This window comes from Klebsiella sp. X1-16S-Nf21 (assembly GCF_002837615.1).
GTDB classification, from domain to species: Bacteria; Pseudomonadota; Gammaproteobacteria; order Enterobacterales; family Enterobacteriaceae; genus Klebsiella; species Klebsiella variicola.
In genome coordinates this window covers 26984-46622 of the sequence record NZ_PJDK01000011.1, presented here as the reverse complement: position 1 = coordinate 46622, position 19639 = coordinate 26984, and the positions used below count along the sequence as shown (strand labels likewise).

Sequence of the window (19639 nt, the reverse complement as noted above, 5' to 3'; positions counted from 1 at the left end):
GATATGACTGCACAAACCTGGCGAGCACACTACGCACAAAAATATCAATATTCCTTACGGCTTTTTTTACTGCTTAATTTCATTTCCTCCTCTCTGTCGCTGGTCAGCCCACTATTTACGGTAGTTCGTTTTACGCTGCCCTGCGCCCTGATCGTGGCCTGCAGCGGGCTGTTGCTGCTCTGGCACTGGAAATGGCCGCAAGCGAAAATAAATATTCCGGCTATCTCGTTGTTATTTGGCATGCTCTGGGCATGGCACGTGGTGGCAAAAGCGATGCTATTGACACCGCCGCATTTTAACTATCTGGTAATCGCCCTATTAAGCATTCTGTTTATCGGCACCATCGCTTTTTCCAATAATATCACTGCCTTTACCCTTCACTCTTTACCGACTTTCCTTATCTGCCTGATAATGTCAGAGGGGGAACAATGGTTGCGCATGACCTACTGTTTTGTGCTGCCTATTGCCGGTATTACCCTGCAAAATATTATCCAGAAGCGCAACGATGCCTTCACGCAAGGATTAATGGATAAACTGATGCAGGAACGCAACACGCTCAACGATCTCAGTATGCTGGATCCCCTGACCGGTTTGTATAATCGCCGCGGGCTACAGAACCGCCTCGACACCCTGCTGGCGCTGGACGGCGACAACCACTTTGTGCTGCTCCTCGATATCGATCACTTTAAAGCCTATAACGACCACTATGGTCATATGATGGGCGACCAGGCGCTGATTCGCGTCTCTGCCGCGATCCGCAACGCCGTGCGCTCACGCGATATTGTCGCTCGTTTTGGTGGGGAAGAGTTTATGGTCCTGCTGACCAACAGCAGCGAGGAAACCGCCTGGCAGGCTGCCGAACGCATTCGCCAGCGGGTCTATGATCTGAAGATCCCGCATATGTTTAATGAAAGTGTCGCCACCAACGTGACCATCAGCATTGGCCTGACGCCGCTCATTGATGACAACATTGAGCAAGCGCTGGCACGAGCCGATGGCGCACTGTATGAGGCCAAAAATAAAGGACGCAATATTATTCTTGCCAGTTAGCTTTTCCTTCGCGCGCCGCGGTATCGCGGCGCCGACAAACTCCTTGCCATGCCGCCTGCAAACAACTAATATCAGGAATCATTATCATTTAGATTTGTATCTGGAAATCAAATGGCCTGGCGCTCCCCTTCTCTTAGCGACGAACTCATCTGGCGGGCTCCCTTCCCGACGGCTGAACGCGCGCTGGCGGAGAGTCTTCGGGCAAAAATCACTGCCCTGCGCCCTCATCTGCTGGATTTCCTGCGTCTGGATGAGCCTGCCCCGCCGCATGCGTTAACGCTCGCCGAGTGGTCGCAACCCATCGCGTTACGCTCCCTGCTGGCCACCTGGTCCGATCATATCTATCGTCATCAGCCCACGCAGCCGCGTGAACAGAAGCCCCTGCTCTCGCTCTGGGCCCAGTGGTATATCGGCCTGCTGGTGCCGCCGTTGATGCTGGCGCTGCTTAATGAACCGCAGGGACTCAGCCTGGCGCCAGAACATTTCCATGTCGAATTTCACGAGAGCGGTCGGGCTGCCTGCTTCTGGATTGATGTGCATAGCGATGCCAGGATAGCAGCGCTTTCACCGCAGGCGCGGATAGATGCCCTGGTGATTCGTACCCTGCAGCCGATTGTTGAGGCGCTGGAAGCGACGGGCGAGATCAATGGCAAACTTATCTGGAGTAATACCGGCTATCTGATCAACTGGTATTTAGGTGAAATGCGCACGCTGCTGGGCGATGAGCAGGTCGCCGCTCTGCGTCAACACTGTTTTTTTGAAAAACAGCTCGCCGATGGTCAGGATAACCCGCTGTGGCGAACGGTGGTGCTGCGTGAAGGGCTGTTAGTCCGACGCACCTGCTGCCAGCGCTATCGCCTGCCGGATGTCCAACAGTGCGGCGACTGCACGCTGAAATAACGCCCCCTACCTCAAAATTAACGGGCGGCCCTTGCCGCCCGTTGCTATTTATGCGGTCTGTTGACTCTCCTGCTCTGCTCGCTCGGCCTCTTCCGCTTCCTGAGCAAGCAGCTGTTTCTCATACACCTTAAAGAACGGGAAGTAGATAATCGCCGATACGCAGGCCAGAACGATCACCAGAACCGCCGCCCGAAAATCCCAGCCCAGCGCCCAGGCGCCGCCAATCGGTGCTGGCGCCGTCCACGGTACCACCGAGATAACGCGGCCAATCAGATCCAGCTTCATTGCTGCCCAGGCCAGCACCGCGTTCACCATTGGCGCCAGCAGGAACGGAATAAAGAACACCGGATTCATGACGATAGGCGTCCCAAAGATAACCGGCTCGTTAATGTTAAACAGGCTTGGCACCACGCTCAGACGACCAATGGAGCGCAAATGCGCTGAGCGGCTACGCAGATAACAGAACACCAGCCCCATGGTCGCCCCGGAACCACCAACCACTATGAAGAATGTCCAGAAAGCCTCCATGAAGATATGCGGCAGAGGCGCCCCCTGGGCCAGCGCCTGCTGGTTCATACCGAGGTTGGTCAGCCAGAACATCTGCAGCATCCCGGACACAATCGCAGCACCGTGGATCCCGGCGAACCACAACAGGTGGCCAATAAGCACCGCCAGCAGAATTGCCGGCAGAGAGTCGGCTGCCGAAACGAGCGGTTTGAAGATGGCCATAATGGCCTGCGGGATCAGCATGTCAAAATGGTGCTGGATAAACAGACTCAGCGGATACAGCGTCAGCACGACCACCAGCACTGGGATCAACAGATCAAAGGAGTTTTTGATCATCGGCGGAACCTGGTCCGGCAAGCGGATCCCAATGTTGTGCGCTTTCAAAAAACGCATCATTTCCACGCAATAGATCGCCACCAGAATCGCGGTAAAGATCCCGGTCCCCCCGAGGCTATCCACCGGCAGCGTGCCATTGGTCTTCGGCGCGGCAATCAGCAAAAAGGCCATGATCGACAGCATTGCGCACATAAAGGGATCGAGCTGATTGGATTTCTCGTAGTGCTTACCGAGGTTATAGGAGATCGCCGCGCAGATGTAGATCGACATGATCCCCATCGTCATATCAAAGGGGGTCAGAATACGCCCCTCAAACTCTTTTGCCAGATCCAGCCAGGCGCGGGCAAAACCCCAGGTGGTATCCGGTGAGAAAGGTGGATAAGCAAACACCAGCAGGAACGATCCGACGATCATAAATGGCATCGCTGAGATAAAACCGTCACGGATAGCCATGACGTGGCGCTGCGATGAGATCCGCCCTGCTATGGGGCTTATGTAATTTTCTACAAAGCGAAATATCAAATTAAACGCAGCATGGTTAGCAGACATAGTAGCCCTCCTGACAGGCTATTGATACTGGCCCAACAACGATTACCCTGCCGTTACGATGACCGCTTTTTGATGCAGCAGGCCGCTGATGGATTACCGGCTATACTGCTCATGACGCAACGATTCATACACGGCTCTTATGTTATAAATAAAGTGAGAAGTGACTGTTCCAGTATTCATCTCTACGCGCACAACCGCAACCGGTTACAGTAACCGGTTACGGTGAATGTGAAGGAGATCGACAAAATAGAAAGAATCTGGATTGTCCGCGCTGTTATTTACACTCCGCCAGGCTTGTGACAGATTTAACCAGGCTTAAATCAGGAGAATCCAATGAGTCTGCAGTCTGTACGGCAGTTTTTTGCCGAACACGCCCCCGATATCGAAATTATTGAGTTAAACCAGAGTACCGCCACCGTCGCGCTCGCCGCTGCCGCACACAACGTTGAGCCTGGACAAATCGCCAAAACGCTGTCGCTCAAGATCAAGGATAAGATTGTTCTGATCGTCGCCAGGGGCGATGCGCGGCTGGATAACAAAAAGCTGAAAGAGACCTTTGGTGCGAAAGCCAGAATGTTAAGCAGCGATGAGGTGGTGACCTGGACCGGTCATCCGGTAGGCGGCGTGTGCCCTTTTGGTCTGGAAAATCCGCTGGCCGTCTATTGCGACGTCTCGCTCAGGCACTATCAGGAGGTGCTACCCGCAGCGGGAGCCATTCACAGCGCCGTTCGTATTGAACCAGAACGATTGGCGCAGCTCACCGATGCGACATGGGTAGACGTGTGTTTATAGCCGCGTTACGCCACCTGTTTAACGGCGTTGTTCGCGCCGCTCATCGGTAAATGCAGCAAGATATCCGCCGCGTTTAATAAACCGATATCTGAGCGAACCCCGAGCTTGGTCATGGCGTTAAATTTATGCGCGCGGATAGTTTTAATGTTCCGGTTCAGCTGTATCGCAATATCAGAAAGCGAATATCCCCACGACATATACCGAAGGATGGCGTGCTCCGTTGGACTTAGCGGATCGTTGCACGCCTCTCTGTCGCAAAATTGTTCGCTGCCGCTGAGGTGATGATTGTCCAGCAGCTGTAACAAACGCTCCTGTAACCCGCGTCGCGGCGCGGATTTATTCAGTATGCCGTGCAGACAAGCCGGCATAAGATGGCCGATCAGATGCATTTCACTTTCATTATTAGCCAGAATAATTGCCTGGACTTCCGGCCGACACCGCGCCATTTCATGAACAAAAAGCAGACTCTCAGCTCGTGAAGAACGGCTTCCCGAAAGAGAAAAGATAATGGCCGACCAGGAAAACGATGTTTCCGCCGCCCTGAGCATACTGACATTTTTAAACAGATGAATATGATATCGGCTATTATCTTCACGACTAAAGATATAGCGCCAGGCCATTTCCGTCATCACACATTTTTCTACGATGGCGACATGGCGGGTTGTGCTATTTTTTTCCATTCCATTTGCTCCCCGTAAGCTGAATTGATATTCAGCTCTTGCATTCCCTGCACGCTGTTGATCCAGGCATACATTTCAGCATTGCTTCGCAGTGATAAGCGTCGCATTGCGCTATTTTTCTGCGCACTGATGGTTTTATTGCTCTTTTTCAACAGCGCAGCGATCTGATTGATTCCCCATCCCTTTGCCAGAAGACGCAAAACCTTGCGTTCCGAAAGGGTCAGCATCGCCGCAGAGTGGTAGCTTGCGAAATCGCTATCCTCGTCTCCGGTGAACAACGTCCGGCTAATTTGCTCAGCGGCACGACTGCCGGCGCAAATCACCTCAATCAACCGGTTAACCGGCTCACTCTCCGAGATCAGCGAGCTTTCAGGGCGAATTAAAAGCTCAACGGCCAATGGATAGAGGCTGTCACTGACCATAAAAACCCAGTGAATATCACGATACTGCGTCATCAGAGAGTAATAACGCTCGCAGACGGCACGGGGATGCGCAATCTCGCCGGAGATATCCGCGACGACCAGCACTGCCCGCCGCAGTTGCAAAAGGGTGAGCTCATCATGAGAACGACAAAAACTGAGTTCGTAATCAGGGAGATTTTCATTGAAGATAACCTTTAACCCTGACTGCATGACGGGAATTTTACTAATAACAACACCAAACTTACCTTGTCCTGGTAACATAACACCTCCGCTTCCTGTCGAAGTTCCTTCGCCTGCCGGCAAACAATCGGCGCTTAACATCATCGCCTTATCATTCTCTGAATGAATATAAAAAGTATATTCATGGCCTGCGTACACGGTATACGTAACGACCGAACCGTGGTCATACCGTGTAAATATTATTGCTGTGTATACTTGCGATTAATATTAGCACAGACGCTCCTGCGCTAATAAATTAGAAAAGATAAAACTATTATTTAGCAAAAGTAATTTCAGGCACGTGAGTTATAAAGCATTATCTTTGATTGTTTCTCTAAATGCTTTAGGCGACATCCCGCTATAGCGGCGGAAAAAGCGAGAAAAATAGGCAGCATCACTAAACCCTAAGTAATCAGAGAGTTGTGTTACCGTCATGCGGGTGTACTGCAGATTGCGTCGCGCTTCCAGCATCAGGCGTTGATGCAATACTCCCAGCGCGCTACAGCCATAGAACTCGCGGCATAAATAATTTAAGTGCGTGACCGACAACCCAATTAGCTTCGCATACTCCGCCAGCGGGAGATGCTGCCGATAGTGGCTCTCAATAAGTCGGGAAAAGTGGCGCATCATACTGCGCTTCCGCTCCGCTTTATCTTCCGTGGGCGGTGCGGGGCGGCACTGCCGGTTCAGCCAGACCAGCAGCGTCCCCAGCAACGAGTACAACATCATCTCCCGGGCATCATGCTCTTCGCAATATTCCTCGCGAAGCGCCGAAAATAGCGTATGCATATGCCCCCGGGAACGGCCTACCGGCACGCACTGCGGTACGCTAAGCACATCCAGCGGCCGGCCGAACTGGTTTTCAAACCGGCTCAGCAGCGGCAGCGCCAGGGAGAGCACATACCCTTGTGTCCCGGGTGAAAAATGAAACCCATGAATACAAAGGGCGGGAACCACCTGGATGCAGGACGCCGTCATCACCGCGGTGGCGCCTTCAATTTCGATCTCCGCCCGGCCCTGATGCAGGTAGAGGAGCTGGACCATTTCCGCATGCTGATGAACGCGAATATGCCACTCGTACAGACTGCTACGCTGCAAAATCGACTCGCAGTGCAGCAGGTCCGGCGTTGGCCAGCCGCGCTCTTCGCCATACAGCTTAAATACGGGGACGACTTGCATGGGCGGCATAATCACTCCTCTTTAGTCAGGTAACGCGTTCCATGGGCAAGCCCACGTAGTTTTCCGCGATGGTGGTCAGCCCGGCGCGGGAGCCAAGGTAGTAGCGGCGGTCGGCGGCCTGCATTTTGGCGTCAAACGCATTCTGGTCCGGGAAATCATGCAGCAGGCGAGTCATAAACCAGCTAAAGCGTTCCCCTTTCCACACCCGATCCAGCGCCAGTTGCGAGTAGGTCGCCAGCAGATCGCTGCGGCCACGATGATAGTATTCACGCAGGATCCGCCACAGGTAGTTAACATCCGATGCCGCCAGGTTTAACCCTTTGGCGCCGGTTGGCGGAACGATATGCGCCGCATCTCCCACCAGAAACAGCCGCCCATACTGCATCGGCTCCACCACGAAACTGCGCAGCGGGGCAATGCTCTTCTCAAGTGAGTGACCAGTCACTAACCTGGATGCCAGGTCCTCCGGCAAGCGGCTTTTCAGCTCCTGCCAGAAACGTTCGTCCGACCAGGCTTCAACCTTATCGCTCAGCGGAACCTGTAGATAATAGCGGCTGCGCGTAAGTGAGCGCTGACTACACAATACAAACCCCCGCTGATGGTGTGCATAAATCAGCTCCGGATTGACCGGCGGCGTATCCGCCAGCAGGCCTAACCAACCAAACGGCCACACGCTCTCGTAGGTTTTGAGAATGTCAGCGGGAATGCTTTGCCGTGACACCCCGTGAAAACCGTCGCAACCGGCGATAAAGTCGCACTCCAGGCGGCAGGTTTCACCTTCGCTGAGGTAGGTGACCGTCGGTCGGTCGCTTTTCGCGTCATGAATAGCCACCTCGCTCACGCCATAGACGATTGGCGCGCCGCTGGCGGTCCGGGCCGCCATCAGGTCGCGGGTCACTTCCGTCTGGCCATAAACCATCACACTCTTGCCGTCAGTCAGCTCGCTCAGTGCGACGGGTACCCGCTGGCCGTCAAACAGAAACTCCACCCCATGATGCACCAGGCCTTCGGCATCCATCCGCTGCGCCACGCCCGCTTCGCGTAGCAGATCGACGGTGCCGCTTTCCAGAATTCCCGCGCGGATGCGCCCCAGCACATACTGTGGCGTTTGACGCTCGAGGATCACGGTATGGATCCCGGCGTTGTGCAACAACTGCCCCAGCAGCAGCCCGGAGGGGCCTGCGCCAATAATCGCGACCTGTGTTTTCATAGGGTTGTCTCACTCTTGCAGGGTTAATTATTTGTATATTTTTTGTTTAATAAAAGTGCTTTCCTGCATTTTTGATAAGTCAGACGGGAAAAAGAAGGGATGAATGGCGGCAAAAATTGCACTTTTCACCAAACTGGCAAAATTGTGGGATGCTTCAAATTCTGCCGTCCCGCCAGCCGGGACATTTTTGCATATTATTTGATCCCGCCCCCCTCAGCCGCTACGGCGCTTCAGGTTAAAGTATCGACAGATAACCAGACGTCGCGGACAGCAGAGGAATTATGCAGGTTGATCGGTCACAGCAGCGGGCAATCACACGATTGTGCATCCAGTGTGGTCTTTTTTTGTTACAGCACGGCGCCGAAAGTGCGCTGGTGGAAGAGCTATCCACCCGCCTCGGACGGGCGCTGGGAATGGATAGCGTCGAAAGCGCCATCTCGTCTAATGCCATCGTGCTGACCACCATTAAAGATGGCGAATGTCTCACCTCAACGCGTAAAAATGTCGACCGCGGCATCAATATGCATGTGGTAACGGAAGTGCAGCACATTGTGATCCTCGCCGAACATAAGCTGCTCGACTATCGCGATGTCGAGAAGCGCTTTGCGCAGATCGTTCCCTTGCGTTATCCGCGCTGGCTGCTGGTCATCATGGTGGGGCTCTCCTGCGCCTGTTTCTGCAAACTGAATAACGGCGGCTGGGACGGCGCGCTGGTCAGCTTCTGCGCCAGTACGGTAGCCATGTACATTCGCCAGGTGCTGACCCACCGGTCCATGCATCCGCAGATCAACTTCTGCATCACCGCCTTTGTCGCCACCACCATCTCCGGGCTGCTGCTGCGCCTCCCGGCCTTTGCCAGTACGCCGACCATTGCCATGGCCGCCAGCGTCCTGCTGCTGGTTCCGGGTTTTCCTTTGATCAACGCCGTCGCCGATATGTTTAAAGGGCATATTAATACGGGGCTCGCCCGCTGGGCGATCGCCAGCCTGTTAACCCTTGCCACCTGCATTGGCGTGGTGATGGCGATGACCGTATGGGGGCTGCGCGGATGGGCATAATCTCGTTTATTTTCGCACTGGCGGAAGACATGCTGCTGGCGGCAATCCCCGCCGTTGGTTTTGCCATGGTCTTTAATGTCCCCCAGCGCGCCTTGCGCTGGTGCGCGCTGCTGGGGGCGATCGGTCACGGCTCGCGAATGGTCATGATGAGCGCCGGTTTTAACATTGAATGGGCCACCTTTCTCGCCGCGCTGCTGGTGGGCAGCATCGGCATTCAGTGGTCACGCTGGTATCTGGCGCATCCGAAGATTTTTACCGTCGCCGCCGTGATCCCGATGTTTCCCGGCATCTCGGCCTACACCGCGATGATCTCCGCGGTAAAGATCAGCCATTTTGGCTATTCTGAAGAGATGATGATTTTGCTGCTGAGCAATTTTTTAAAGGCATCGTCTATTGTGGGCGCCCTTTCTATTGGCCTGTCGATACCCGGTCTGTGGCTGTATCGTAAGCGCCCTCGCGTCTGACCCCCGGCGTCGCGGTACAGCCGCGACGCTCCTTCCGCGACGGGCTCTGTGCTACTATGTGCAGATCACCCCACTCTTTGCAGTTCAGAGTTGAGATAGAGTTATGTCTTCGCGAATTTTAACCTCCCATTTTAGCGGCCTGGAAGAGTTCCTCCAGCAGCACGCGGCGCTGCTGGCGAAATCAACTGACGGCACCGTTGCCGTTTTTGCCAATAACGCGCCGGCATTCTATGCGCTGACGCCAGCGCGGCTGGCGCATTTGCTGGAGCTGGAAGCCAGGCTGGCGCGCCCCGGCAGCGACATCGCCCTTGACCCGCAGTTTTTCGAGGAGCCATCCGCGGCGCCAGTTGCGGTGCCAATGGGCAAATTTGCCATGTACGCCGACTGGCAGCCTGACGCCGATTTTCAGCGCCTGGCCGCGCTATGGGGCATTGCCCTGAGCCAGCCAGTCACGCCGGAAGAGCTGGCTGCCTTCGTCGCTTACTGGCAGGCGGAAGGTAAAGTGTTTCACCACGTGCAGTGGCAGCAGAAGCTGGCGCGTAGCGTGCAAATCAGCCGCGCCAGCAACGGCGGACAGCCGAAGCGCGATGTGAACAGCGTGAGCGAACCCGACAGTCATATTCCGCGAGGTTTCCGAGGATGAGCATGAAAAACGTGGGCGACCTGATGAAGCGTCTGCAGAAAATGATGCCGGCCCATATCGAACCGGCGTTTAAAACCGGCGAAGAACTGCTGGCCTGGCAAAAAGAGCAAGGCCGGCTGCGTTCCGAAGCGCTGGAGCGGGAGAATCGCGCGATGAAAATGCAGCGCACCTTCAACCGCTCAGGGATCCGCCCGCTGCATCAGAACTGTTCCTTTGATAACTACCGCGTCGAGTGCGAAGGACAGATGAACGCCCTCGCCCGCGCACGTCAGTATGTGGAAGAGTTCGATGGCAATATCGCCAGCTTTATCTTCTCCGGTAAACCGGGGACCGGCAAAAATCACCTGGCGGCAGCCATCTGCAACGAGCTGCTGCTGCGCGGGAAGTCGGTCTTAATCATCACCGTGGCCGATATTATGTCGGCGATGAAAGATACCTTTGGCAACCGGGAAACGAGCGAAGAGCAGTTACTGAGCGACCTCAGCAAAGTCGACCTGTTAGTGATTGATGAAATTGGTATGCAGACGGAGTCTCGCTATGAGAAGGTCATTATCAATCAGATAGTTGACCGTCGTTCTTCATCCAAACGGCCTACCGGGATGCTCACCAACAGTAATATGGAAGAGATGAACAAGCTGCTCGGCGAACGGGTAATGGACCGTATGCGGCTGGGGAACAGTCTGTGGGTTATCTTCAACTGGGAAAGTTACCGGCACCGCGTCACTGGCAAGGAGTATTAAGAGATTTCCGGACGATGACGGCGTTATACTAAAGCGATTATTCAGTCACGCTTATGAGTCCGTCTATGAAATCGTTTAAAAATGGCTTACTTGCCGCTTTTGCCGCCAGTGCATTTACCCTCGCCGGCGCTCACGCTGCCTCCTGGCAGGATTCTCTTAACAGCGCCGCCAGCCAGCTTAGCGGCAGCAGCACCCAGGCTGGCAGCGGCGGCATGTCCGTCTCCTCGCTAACCAGCCTGCTCAGCGGCAGCAGCCAGTCTCTGACCGCCAGCAGCATGAATAATGCGGCCGGGATCCTGTCATATTGCGCGCAACAGAAACTGGCCTCCGTGACCAGCGCCGATAACGTCAAAAACCAGGTGCTGGATAAACTGGGACTCAGCACGCCGGAAAAACAGAAACAAGACACCAACTATCTCGATGGCCTGCAGGGCTTGCTCAACAGTAATAACGGCCAGCAGCTGGACCTGAATACGCTTGGCAACAGCTCGCTGGCGAAACAGGTGAAAACCAAAGCCTGCGATCTGGTCTTAAAACAGGGCGTTAACTTCCTCTCCTGATACGTACTGCTCATGCCGCGTTTGTTGCCTTCGCGACGGCAGCGCGGCCTGAAACGGTTTTTTTACCCTTTTTCCCTCTCCGCTTCCCCGCCACACCCGATGCGACACCGATCAAAAAAGGCAACATCTAAACCAATTCTGAATAACTGCACAGTTTCATGACGCTAGAATTGCAGCAAGATGGCGCTGCAATTACAGTGTGGCGTGAAAAGTAATCTATTCTGCCAGCCGACAACTGGCGCTAATGAGGATGAGCTGTGTCAGAGTTGTTATCCATCGCCTTATTTTTAGCTTCGGTGGTGCTGTATGCCTGGAAAGCGGGTCGTAACACCTGGTGGTTTGCCGCCACGCTCACGGTGTTAGGTCTGTTCGTGGTGCTGAACATCACCCTCTACGCCAGCGACTACTTTACCGGCGACGGCATCAACGACGCGGTGCTCTATACCCTGACCAACAGCCTGACTGGCGCCGGGATCGGCAAATACATTCTGCCGGGCGTCGGGGTGGGCGTCGCGCTGGTTGCCGTCTTTGGCGCGCTGGGCTGGGTGCTGCGCCGCCGTCGGCATCATCCTCATCACGTCGGTTACAGCCTGGCGGCGCTGCTGCTGGCGCTGGCCTCAGTGGATGCCAGCCCAGCCTTCCATCAGATCAGCGAGCTGGTGAAATCGCAGTCACGGGAAGGTGACCCGGACTTTGCCGCATACTACAAAGAGCCGTCGAAGCGTATCGACAATCCACAGCTGAACCTGGTCTATATCTATGGCGAAAGCCTCGAGCGTACCTATTTTGATAACGACGCCTTTCCTAACCTCACCCCTGAGCTCGGCAAAATAAAAGATCAGGGCCTCGATTTCAGCAATACCATGCAGCTCCCGGGGACGGATTACACCATCGCCGGTATGGTCGCCTCGCAGTGCGGCATTCCGCTGTTCGCGCCGTTTGAAGGCAACGCCTCGGCCTCGGTCTCCAGCTTCTTTCCCCAGAATATCTGCCTTGGCGATATCCTGAAAAACTCCGGCTATGAAAACTATTTTGTGCAGGGAGCCAACCTGCGCTTTGCCGGCAAAGACGTGTTTCTCAAATCCCACGGCTTCGATCACCTGTACGGGGCGGAAGAGCTCAAAACTACGGTAGCGGATCCCGCCTATCGCAACGACTGGGGCTTCTATGACGACACCGTACTCGATGAGACGTGGAAAAAATTCGAAGAGCTGTCGCGCTCCGGTAAACGCTTCTCGCTGTTCGCCCTGACGGTGGATACCCACCACCCCGACGGCTTTATCTCGCGCACCTGCGAGCGTAAACGCTATGACGTGGACGGTAAGAAAAACCTCTCCTTCAGCGCCGTTAGCTGCAGCCAGGAACATATCGCCGCGCTGATAGAGAAGATTAAAGCCTCACCCTATTTCAAAAACACGGTCATCGTGGTCTCTTCCGATCACCTGGCCATGAAGAACAGCGCCTGGGATTACCTCAACAAGCACGATCGCAGCAATCTGTTCTTCGTCCTGCGCGGCGATAAACCGCAGCAGGAGACCCTGGCGGTGAAACGCAATACCATGGATAACGGCGCGACGGTGCTCGATATTCTCGGCGGCGATAACTATATCGGCCTCGGGCGCAGCAGCCTCTCCGGCCAGTCGCTCTCCGGTATTTTCATGAATATGAAAGAGAAGGTCCTGGCCTGGAAACCGGACGTGATCCGCCTGTGGAACTTCCCGAAAGAGATGAAAAACTTCACCATCGATTCGCAGAAGAACATGATCGCCTTCTCCGGCAGCCATTTCCGTCTGCCGCTACTGCTCAGGGTATCAAACCAGCGCGTTGAACCGCTGCCGGAGAGCGAATACTCCGCGCCGCTGCGCTTCCAGCTGGCCGATTTCGCGCCGCGGGATAATTTCGTCTGGGTCGATCGCTGCTATAAAATGGGGCAGCTGTGGGCGCCTGAACTCGCGCTCTCTACCGACTGGTGCGTCTCGCAGGGGCAGCTGGGCGGTGAGCAAAAGGTTCAGCACGTCGATAAGCCGCAGTGGCAAGGCAAAACCGCTTTCAGGGATACCCTTATCGATATGGAGCGCTATAAGGGGAACGTCGATACGCTAAAAGTCGTCGACAACGATATTCGCTACAAGGCCGACAGCTTCGTGTTTAACGTCGCCGGCGCCCCGGAAGAGGTCAAGCAGTTCAGCGGCATTTCGCGTCCCGAGTCCTGGGGTCGGTGGTCCAATGCCCAGCTGGGCAGCGACGTGAAGATTGAATATAAAGAGCCGCTACCGGAAAAATTTGATCTGGTGATCACCGCCAAAGCTTACGGCCCAAACGCCAATAAGCCGATCCCGGTGCGGGTAGGTGAAAGTGAGCAAGTGCTTACGCTGGCCAATGATGTGACCACTACGACGCTGCATTTCGACAACCCGTCGCGCAGCAACACCCTGACCATCACTCCGCCGGACCCGCAGTCCACCAACGAGGGCAATATCCTTGGTCACTCCCCACGTCAGCTGGGGATCGGCATGGTGGAGATCAAAGTGGTGAAAAGCGAAGGCTAAAACCATCCTGCCCGGCGGGTTTCCGCGCCGGGCAACGGTTGCCGTGGCAGGGCGTTAACCCTACAGCGGCTGTAGTTCATCAGCCGACAGTCCAGTGATTTTCTGAACCATCTCTTTGTCGAGGCCATTTTGTAACATACTGCCGGCAATGCGCAGCGCCTCGCGCCGGCTTCCTTCCTGCAAGCCCTCCTGGTGCCCTTCTTCCCGGCCTTCTAGTCGACCTTCCTGCCGACCTTCTTGCCGACCTTCCTGCTTAAGCTTTTGCGCGATAGACATCAGTGTCTCCTCATACTGTGGCAGACGGCGGGCCAGCCGGCGGAGAAACACGCCCGGCTCGGCCGTATTACCGTACTGCAGCATATAGTGAAACAGCATTCTCAACTGCCGACGGTTAGTGTATCCCAGCATCACAACGGCCGCCAACGACTCCGTTATGCCGCTGAGATCGCGCTGGCGAATATGTTTTTGCATCAGCTCCAGCAGGGCGACCCGCCGATGCTGCACGATGTCATCGTCCGGCATGACCGTGACGTCGATCAATGGAAACTGACTGCCGTAGAGCCTCTTCGCCAGCTGCGGGTCGGCAAATTCATCCAGCCAGTTGAGGGAAAAGGGGTATGGACTGGTCACACCGTGATAAAAAAGCATCGGCACCACCAACGGCAGCGTTTTGTGCCCGGCATCCAGATGGCGCTGCATTGCGGCAATCGCATAGCGCATCAGGCGAAACGCCATATGGTTATCCGGTGAGCTCTGATGCTCTATCACCACATAAACATACCCTGCACCGCAGGTAGTTTGCACCGACCAGAGGACGTCCGAATACCAGGCGCGCAGATCCTCATCGATAAAGCTCGCCGATTGCAGTCTCAGGGTAGCGAAATCGCACTGCTGGCGGATCGCTTCGGGAAGGTAGAGGGCGAGGAAATCATTCGCCGTCTCCGGGTGGCGAAGAAATCGTTTAAAGACCGCATCGTGCGGCGTCGAGGTCATCCGTTTTTTCATGGCCATCCGCTTGCCTGAAAGAGAAGGAAAGCCGGACTCTACCACCGGTTTTTACCCGAATGGATTTGACGATAATTTTCTGGGAAGCGCCTCGGAGAATAGCATGGCGGCCAGCCCGGCTGGCCGCCATCAACATGGCTTAGTAATCAAACTGACGGTAGTAACGGCGGATATTGAGGTCGTGGCCGGTATGGTGTTCAAAGTGGGCCGCCAGCCGATCCACCAGCAGGGTGGACACCACGCACGGCGCCATAATCCAGCGGAACGCGTCATCAATGCCGTTCAGCGGATAGTCGCGCGGGTCGATTACCACCAGATGGTCAGTTATCTTTTCGGCAAAGCGTTCGACGCGCTCGTCCAGCGCCCGGCATTTCCCCTCTCCTTTCACCAGAAACAGCGGGACCTCTTTTTCCAGCAGCTCCAGGGTGCCGTGGAAAAATTCAGCCGAGCTCACGGATTTCGTCCGCTTCCACTGCATCTCTTCGAGAATACACATTGAGAACAGGTAAACCTCGCCCCACATTTCCGCGCCGCCAATCCACATCATATAGTCGCAGTCGTGGTATTGTGCGGCAATGCTATCCGCCTGGAGATCGAACTGGCGTTTGGCCTGCAGAAGATTTTCCGGCAGTAATTCGAGCTGGCTGGCAAATCGCGCATAATTTTCAAACTCGCCGTGACGATAAATAACGCGGAAGAATAACCAGTACAGCAGCATATATTCATATTCCACACCGTTCTTGTGGCACATCGGAATATGCCAGCTGGCGGCGGCGGCCAATGGCGAGTCGGCATGACGGGTAATAGCCACCACGCGGATCCCCTGCGCCTTGCACCACTCGGCAATAGCCACCGACTCTTTGGTATCACCGGATTTAGATAACGTAACGACAACTGCATCTTTATTTAATTTTTTATGTCCGCGATGAATTAATTCGGCCGCCTGCTCAAGATATACCGGCACACTGGTTAATTCTTTGGCAAACTCATTAATGGCCATCATCGGTGCCAGAGAACCGCCTACCGAGGCAAAAAATAATGCGCTGCAGCCGCTGTCATAAATATCGTCGGCCACGATTTCAGCCTGTTTACGCGCAGCGATGATCTCGCGAGCACTGGTCAGGTACTCGTCCTGATTAAAACCCAACATAGTTTTCTCCTGAATATTCAGATTTTACTTTTTAATACGCGGTCAAAATCGTCAAAAATACGTTTAGCCAGATCGATGCCTTTCAGTCCGGCGGTATGCCAGGCCAGCATCTGGACGGGAACAATCAGCAACAGCGGCGCCAGGTGATGCTCGCACGGACAGTTTAGCGCCAGCGTCTGCGCATCCTCGTCATCGCTCAGCGTTAGCGTAAAAGCCCGGGCAATGGACGGCGCCATATAGTCCCGCAGCGCCCGGGTTCGCGCATCCGGCGCATCTTCAATAAACAGCATCACATGGCGGGCGTTGGCTTCCAGATAGGGACCGTGCATATAGGCTTCCAGCTCAAAGCCGCTGGAAGGCACGCGCACCGTTTCAGTAAATTTGGTTTCAAATTCCTTCGCCACGCCAACCAGCACACCGTAGCCGGTGGCGACAAAGCGCTCCCCGCTCCGCAGCGTTTCGCTATACCGGTCGATAAAGCGCGAGGTGCGGGCGATAACATCCGGGATCGCCGCAAGCAGCCGCTGGAATTCAGCGAGATAGTGCTGCTCCTCGACCTCGCTGACTTTCCCCTGCTGACGAGCAATGATCAGCGCTATCAGCAACAGATTCAGCACCGTCGCGCTAAAACCGCGGGTCACAAACCCTACGCTCTCGATCCCGGTATTGATATCCAGAACGCCATCGCAAGCGCGGGCTATCGGGCTTTGCGGGTCGGAGGTCAGGGCAAACACCGGCAGTCCTGAGGCCTGTACCTTACGCATCGCCTCCAGCGTTGACGCGCTTTTCCCGCTCTGTGAAATCGCCACCACCAGATCGGTATGCGGGTCGATCGCTTCGTAATGGGTAAAGTTGTACGGCTCTTTAATGTCAACCAGCACGCCGAAGCGTTGTTCAAAGAAATAGCGCGCGCACAGCGCGGCATTCAGCGACGATCCGGTCGCCAGCAGCAAAATTCGGCGTACCGGGTGCTGGCGGGCAAAGCTCTCAATCGCCGCCAGCTTTTGCCGGTAGCCACGCAGGATCTGCGCCAGGCAGGCCGGCTCTTCACTGATATAGGTCATCATTGTTGGTCGCATAGCTCACTCCCGTTAAAACAATCCGATCCACGAACCCAGAATGCCCACCAGCGCCATGCCGCCAATAATTGAGAGCGGTTTAACTTTCCGTCCCAGCAGCCAGTAGACGATGCCAAAACTCACCAGCGGCAGCATGCAGGGCAGAATGTCATTGATAATGTCCTGCACCTGAGTTTTGGCTTCTCCGGCACCAAAGGAGAGAGGGATGGTGATATCGATCATTGAGGCGGTCATCGCCCCGACCACCATCAGGCCGATAATCGACGCTCCGTAGGTCAGGCTCTCCATCATTCCGCTCTTCTGGATCCGCTGCAGGACCCCGGTTCCCAGCACGTAGCCCCAGCGGGTAAAGCACCAGCGCACCAGAATGTGCGGCACGTTAAACACCAGCAGAAACAGGATCGGCCCGAGGATGTTGCCCTTCAGCGCCAGGCTGGTGCCGATCCCGGTGGCGATCAGGCGCAGCGTTCCCCAGAAGAAAGAGTCCCCCAGCCCGGCCAGCGGCCCCATCAGCGAGGCTTTGACGTTATCAATCGCAGTGGCATCCATGTTTTTCTGCTGGCTGTTTTTCTCCTCCATCGCCGTGGTGATCCCCAGCAGCAGGGTGACGATATGCGGCGTGGTATTGAAAAACACCAGATGACGTTTCAGCGCCCTGGCTAGCTCCTCTTTGCGCGGATAGAGCTTTTTCAGCACCGGAATCAGCGCGTAAACAAAGGCGAGATTCATCTGCCGCTCATAGTTCCACGAGAACTCCATCTGGAAGGAGCGCCAGAACACCCGGCGTAAATCTCGTGGCGTAATCCGGGTTTCTTCCTGCTCCTGCGGTTGCAGGGTCTCTTCAGAAATCGTCTTCGTCGTCATCGCTGACTCCTTGTTCTGTCGTCGTACGAGGTGAATTCAACGCGGTGACGTTAACCATGACCACCGCCACGATGGCGCCGAGAATGGCGATGCCGGTCACCGGGATTTTCAAATAAGCCATTAGCACAAAGCCGAGGAAAAAGTACGGCGCAACTTTCTTGTTAATCAGCAACCTGGCAAGCATCGCGAAGCCGAGCGCCGGGATCATGCCGGTGGCGACGCTGAGCCCGTGTTTGATAAATTCCGGGATGGTATCGAGCAGGGATTTCACCGCGTTGCTGCCCACCAGGAATGAAACGGTCACCACCGTGGCCAGCATCAGCGACAGCCCGAAGCCGGCAATCAGATGCATCCGCTCAATGCCCCGCGTATCCGCCCGTTCCGCATACCCGTCCGCCTTCTGGCTGAGCATCGGGATAAACATCCCCAGATAAACGTTTTTCAGGATCAGGGTCAGGGTGGCGATAGGCAGGCCGAGCAACAGCGCCGTTTCCGTGCCCGCACCGGAGGTGATGGCGAACGCCACGCCGAGAATACCGCCCGTCACCACGTCGGGCGGGATCGAGGCACCAACGGAGAAAGAACCGATAAACGCCAGCTCCAGCGTCGCGCCCATAATGACGCCGGTCTGTACATCCCCCAGCACCAGTCCGGTCAGCAGCCCGGTGACGATAGGCCGGGAAATCAGCGACGTCCCTAAGGCATATTCCGATTGCGCGATAAACGCCACCAGACCCAGTAAGAGAGCCTCTACCATAATCTGTCCTCCGGAATTACACGCATTCCGTAAAAAGCTGTTTGCGATCGTTCGGGACCTGGCGAATCTCCACCTCGACGCCCTTCCCCACCAGTTGTTGTAGCTGCTCTATTTCTGTCGGCAGTAAATTAATCGCCTTAGAGATATTTTTACTGCCCTCTTTAGCCTTAATTCCGCCGAGATTTATGCTTTTTATTTCCCCGATAGCGCTGGCAATACGCCAGGCGTCATTGACCGATTCCACGACAATAAATAAATTATATTTATCGGTCACCCCACTTTTTATCGCCTCAATAGCATCATTGATATTTTTAATCACCAGTTTTACCGAGGGCGGTTTGGCAAGCTTAATGGTGGTTTTCCGCAGTTCATCTTCAGGGACACTGTCGTTGGCGATCAAAATGCAATCGGCGCCGACATATTGGGTCCAGGAAAAGGCCACCTGGCCGTGAAGTAATCGATGGTCTACCCTTAATAACGTAATCATCATGCTTCCTCATTTCAGAAGTCTTTATCCATAGTCATCGCACTGGCAATCGTTTGATTGCAGTACTGAATGCTCTCTTTGGCGCTGGTTAATGCTTCAGTAATTAATTTTTCAGTATTCTCTTCCGCTGCGGAAATCAGCAAGTCAATAATTAACGGCAGATTTAAACCGGATAATAAATGGAAGTGTGGGCGTGATAAAAAACGCACAAACTCGTTATTCACGCTACCGGCAAAAATATCCGTAATCACTATCAGCTCATCCTGCGCCGGGAAACGCGCCAGTAGCGCCTCCACCTGCTGCGTGAGATCGGACTCCTCTTCTACATAGGCGCACAGGGTATGAATATCCGGCTGTTTACCGAGGATTAGCTCCACGGAGTTCAGCAAACCGTTAGCAAAGGTGCCATGGCTGGCAAAAATATAGTGTCGTTTCATCC

General features: G+C 54.9%; 21 protein-coding genes. 9 read left to right on the top strand and 12 right to left on the bottom strand.

Annotated features, from left to right (window positions below; genetic code table 11):
* Positions 1–3: 3 nt before the first annotated feature.
* The gene (locus CW267_RS07545) at positions 4–1050 is read left to right on the top strand and encodes a GGDEF domain-containing protein (RefSeq protein WP_008807534.1); all 1047 of its coding nucleotides are present in this window, start codon (positions 4–6) and stop codon (positions 1048–1050) included.
* A gap of 111 nt (positions 1051–1161) precedes the next feature.
* Positions 1162–1950, top strand: coding sequence for a siderophore-iron reductase FhuF (fhuF, locus tag CW267_RS07540; RefSeq protein ID WP_012542930.1), 789 nt, complete (start codon positions 1162–1164; stop codon positions 1948–1950).
* Positions 1951–1998: 48 nt separating this feature from the next.
* Here fhuF and CW267_RS07535 read toward each other — a convergent pair whose 3' ends face one another.
* Positions 1999–3342, bottom strand: a complete 1344-nt coding sequence (locus CW267_RS07535; protein WP_008807536.1) for a PTS cellobiose transporter subunit IIC — start codon at positions 3340–3342, stop codon at positions 1999–2001.
* 333 nt (positions 3343–3675) lie between these two features.
* On the opposite strand from CW267_RS07535, the gene CW267_RS07530 reads away from it, so the two are divergent.
* Entirely contained in the window at positions 3676–4134 is a 459-nt protein-coding gene (locus CW267_RS07530; RefSeq protein ID WP_008807537.1) for a YbaK/EbsC family protein, read from the top strand.
* Positions 4135–4139: 5 nt separating this feature from the next.
* On the opposite strand, the gene bglJ is transcribed toward CW267_RS07530, so the two are convergent.
* From bglJ to pobA, 4 genes are all read right to left on the bottom strand, one after another.
* On the bottom strand, positions 4140–4814 hold the full coding sequence (gene bglJ / locus CW267_RS07525; protein ID WP_022065583.1) for a DNA-binding transcriptional activator BglJ: 675 nt from the start codon (positions 4812–4814) through the stop codon (positions 4140–4142).
* On the bottom strand, positions 4775–5497 hold the full coding sequence (locus CW267_RS07520; RefSeq protein ID WP_008807539.1) for a helix-turn-helix transcriptional regulator: 723 nt from the start codon (positions 5495–5497) through the stop codon (positions 4775–4777). The genes bglJ and CW267_RS07520 overlap by 40 nt, the downstream gene beginning before the upstream one ends.
* Before the next feature lie 264 nt (positions 5498–5761).
* The gene (locus CW267_RS07515; RefSeq protein WP_008807540.1) at positions 5762–6643 is read right to left on the bottom strand and encodes a helix-turn-helix domain-containing protein; all 882 of its coding nucleotides are present in this window, start codon (positions 6641–6643) and stop codon (positions 5762–5764) included.
* A 16-nt stretch (positions 6644–6659) separates the two neighbouring features.
* A complete protein-coding gene (pobA, locus tag CW267_RS07510; RefSeq protein ID WP_008807541.1) occupies positions 6660–7844 on the bottom strand; it encodes a 4-hydroxybenzoate 3-monooxygenase in 1185 nt (394 codons plus the stop codon).
* Positions 7845–8125: 281 nt separating this feature from the next.
* Between pobA and CW267_RS07505 the strand changes: the two genes are divergently transcribed.
* The 6 genes from CW267_RS07505 (at position 8126) to opgB (ending at position 13858) form a co-directional block, all read left to right on the top strand.
* Positions 8126–8902 (top strand): threonine/serine ThrE exporter family protein, encoded by a 777-nt coding sequence (locus tag CW267_RS07505; protein WP_008807542.1) that lies wholly within the window; start codon positions 8126–8128, stop codon positions 8900–8902.
* Complete coding sequence (locus CW267_RS07500) at positions 8893–9366, top strand: threonine/serine exporter (RefSeq protein ID WP_012542936.1); 474 nt, start codon at positions 8893–8895, stop codon at positions 9364–9366. Before CW267_RS07505 ends, CW267_RS07500 begins: the two co-directional genes overlap by 10 nt.
* 103 nt (positions 9367–9469) lie before the next feature.
* Positions 9470–10009 carry a primosomal protein DnaT gene (gene dnaT / locus CW267_RS07495; RefSeq protein ID WP_100781476.1) on the top strand — a complete coding sequence of 180 codons (540 nt, stop codon included), beginning with the start codon at positions 9470–9472 and terminating at the stop codon, positions 10007–10009.
* Between the two features lie 2 nt (positions 10010–10011).
* Positions 10012–10749, top strand: a complete 738-nt coding sequence (gene dnaC / locus CW267_RS07490; protein ID WP_008807545.1) for a DNA replication protein DnaC — start codon at positions 10012–10014, stop codon at positions 10747–10749.
* Between the two features lie 65 nt (positions 10750–10814).
* Positions 10815–11309 (top strand): DUF2501 domain-containing protein, encoded by a 495-nt coding sequence (locus CW267_RS07485; RefSeq protein WP_008807546.1) that lies wholly within the window; start codon positions 10815–10817, stop codon positions 11307–11309.
* Between the two features lie 257 nt (positions 11310–11566).
* Complete coding sequence (gene opgB, locus CW267_RS07480) at positions 11567–13858, top strand: phosphatidylglycerol--membrane-oligosaccharide glycerophosphotransferase (protein WP_012542938.1); 2292 nt, start codon at positions 11567–11569, stop codon at positions 13856–13858.
* Between the two features lie 60 nt (positions 13859–13918).
* Here the strand turns inward: opgB and CW267_RS07475 are convergent, their stop codons facing one another.
* The 7 genes from CW267_RS07475 to CW267_RS07445 form a co-directional block, all read right to left on the bottom strand.
* A complete protein-coding gene (locus CW267_RS07475; RefSeq protein WP_162823402.1) occupies positions 13919–14869 on the bottom strand; it encodes an Rpn family recombination-promoting nuclease/putative transposase in 951 nt (316 codons plus the stop codon).
* A gap of 133 nt (positions 14870–15002) precedes the next feature.
* Positions 15003–16013 (bottom strand): SIS domain-containing protein, encoded by a 1011-nt coding sequence (locus CW267_RS07470; RefSeq protein WP_038422086.1) that lies wholly within the window; start codon positions 16011–16013, stop codon positions 15003–15005.
* Positions 16014–16030: 17 nt separating this feature from the next.
* Positions 16031–17092, bottom strand: coding sequence for an SIS domain-containing protein (locus CW267_RS07465; protein ID WP_100781475.1), 1062 nt, complete (start codon positions 17090–17092; stop codon positions 16031–16033).
* A gap of 12 nt (positions 17093–17104) precedes the next feature.
* Positions 17105–17956, bottom strand: coding sequence for a PTS system mannose/fructose/sorbose family transporter subunit IID (locus CW267_RS07460; protein ID WP_012542940.1), 852 nt, complete (start codon positions 17954–17956; stop codon positions 17105–17107).
* Positions 17934–18713, bottom strand: coding sequence for a PTS mannose/fructose/sorbose/N-acetylgalactosamine transporter subunit IIC (locus tag CW267_RS07455; RefSeq protein ID WP_008807552.1), 780 nt, complete (start codon positions 18711–18713; stop codon positions 17934–17936). Before CW267_RS07455 ends, CW267_RS07460 begins: the two co-directional genes overlap by 23 nt.
* A 16-nt stretch (positions 18714–18729) precedes the next feature.
* Complete coding sequence (locus tag CW267_RS07450) at positions 18730–19200, bottom strand: PTS sugar transporter subunit IIB (RefSeq protein WP_012968994.1); 471 nt, start codon at positions 19198–19200, stop codon at positions 18730–18732.
* A 14-nt stretch (positions 19201–19214) separates the two neighbouring features.
* Positions 19215–19637 carry a PTS sugar transporter subunit IIA gene (locus tag CW267_RS07445; RefSeq protein ID WP_012542942.1) on the bottom strand — a complete coding sequence of 141 codons (423 nt, stop codon included), beginning with the start codon at positions 19635–19637 and terminating at the stop codon, positions 19215–19217.
* Positions 19638–19639: the final 2 nt, after the last annotated feature.

Excerpts from the sequence above, each read along its gene's own strand:
- dnaT (WP_100781476.1), top strand. The coding sequence starts at position 9,470 with ATGTCTTCGCGAATTTTAACCTCCCATTTTAGCGGCCTGGAAGAGTTC.
- CW267_RS07530 (WP_008807537.1), top strand. The coding sequence starts at position 3,676 with ATGAGTCTGCAGTCTGTACGGCAGTTTTTTGCCGAACACGCCCCCGAT.
- CW267_RS07455 (WP_008807552.1), bottom strand. The coding sequence starts at position 18,713 with ATGGTAGAGGCTCTCTTACTGGGTCTGGTGGCGTTTATCGCGCAATCG.
- bglJ (WP_022065583.1), bottom strand. The coding sequence starts at position 4,814 with ATGGAAAAAAATAGCACAACCCGCCATGTCGCCATCGTAGAAAAATGT.
- CW267_RS07475 (WP_162823402.1), bottom strand. The coding sequence starts at position 14,869 with ATGGCCATGAAAAAACGGATGACCTCGACGCCGCACGATGCGGTCTTT.
- CW267_RS07460 (WP_012542940.1), bottom strand. The coding sequence starts at position 17,956 with ATGACGACGAAGACGATTTCTGAAGAGACCCTGCAACCGCAGGAGCAG.
- CW267_RS07470 (WP_038422086.1), bottom strand. The coding sequence starts at position 16,013 with ATGTTGGGTTTTAATCAGGACGAGTACCTGACCAGTGCTCGCGAGATC.
- fhuF (WP_012542930.1), top strand. The coding sequence starts at position 1,162 with ATGGCCTGGCGCTCCCCTTCTCTTAGCGACGAACTCATCTGGCGGGCT.
- CW267_RS07545 (WP_008807534.1), top strand. The coding sequence starts at position 4 with ATGACTGCACAAACCTGGCGAGCACACTACGCACAAAAATATCAATAT.
- CW267_RS07505 (WP_008807542.1), top strand. The coding sequence starts at position 8,126 with ATGCAGGTTGATCGGTCACAGCAGCGGGCAATCACACGATTGTGCATC.
- CW267_RS07535 (WP_008807536.1), bottom strand. The coding sequence starts at position 3,342 with ATGTCTGCTAACCATGCTGCGTTTAATTTGATATTTCGCTTTGTAGAA.
- pobA (WP_008807541.1), bottom strand. The coding sequence starts at position 7,844 with ATGAAAACACAGGTCGCGATTATTGGCGCAGGCCCCTCCGGGCTGCTG.
- CW267_RS07465 (WP_100781475.1), bottom strand. The coding sequence starts at position 17,092 with ATGCGACCAACAATGATGACCTATATCAGTGAAGAGCCGGCCTGCCTG.
- CW267_RS07520 (WP_008807539.1), bottom strand. The coding sequence starts at position 5,497 with ATGTTACCAGGACAAGGTAAGTTTGGTGTTGTTATTAGTAAAATTCCC.
- CW267_RS07445 (WP_012542942.1), bottom strand. The coding sequence starts at position 19,637 with ATGAAACGACACTATATTTTTGCCAGCCATGGCACCTTTGCTAACGGT.
- CW267_RS07450 (WP_012968994.1), bottom strand. The coding sequence starts at position 19,200 with ATGATTACGTTATTAAGGGTAGACCATCGATTACTTCACGGCCAGGTG.
- CW267_RS07485 (WP_008807546.1), top strand. The coding sequence starts at position 10,815 with ATGAAATCGTTTAAAAATGGCTTACTTGCCGCTTTTGCCGCCAGTGCA.
- dnaC (WP_008807545.1), top strand. The coding sequence starts at position 10,012 with ATGAAAAACGTGGGCGACCTGATGAAGCGTCTGCAGAAAATGATGCCG.
- CW267_RS07515 (WP_008807540.1), bottom strand. The coding sequence starts at position 6,643 with ATGCCGCCCATGCAAGTCGTCCCCGTATTTAAGCTGTATGGCGAAGAG.
- CW267_RS07500 (WP_012542936.1), top strand. The coding sequence starts at position 8,893 with ATGGGCATAATCTCGTTTATTTTCGCACTGGCGGAAGACATGCTGCTG.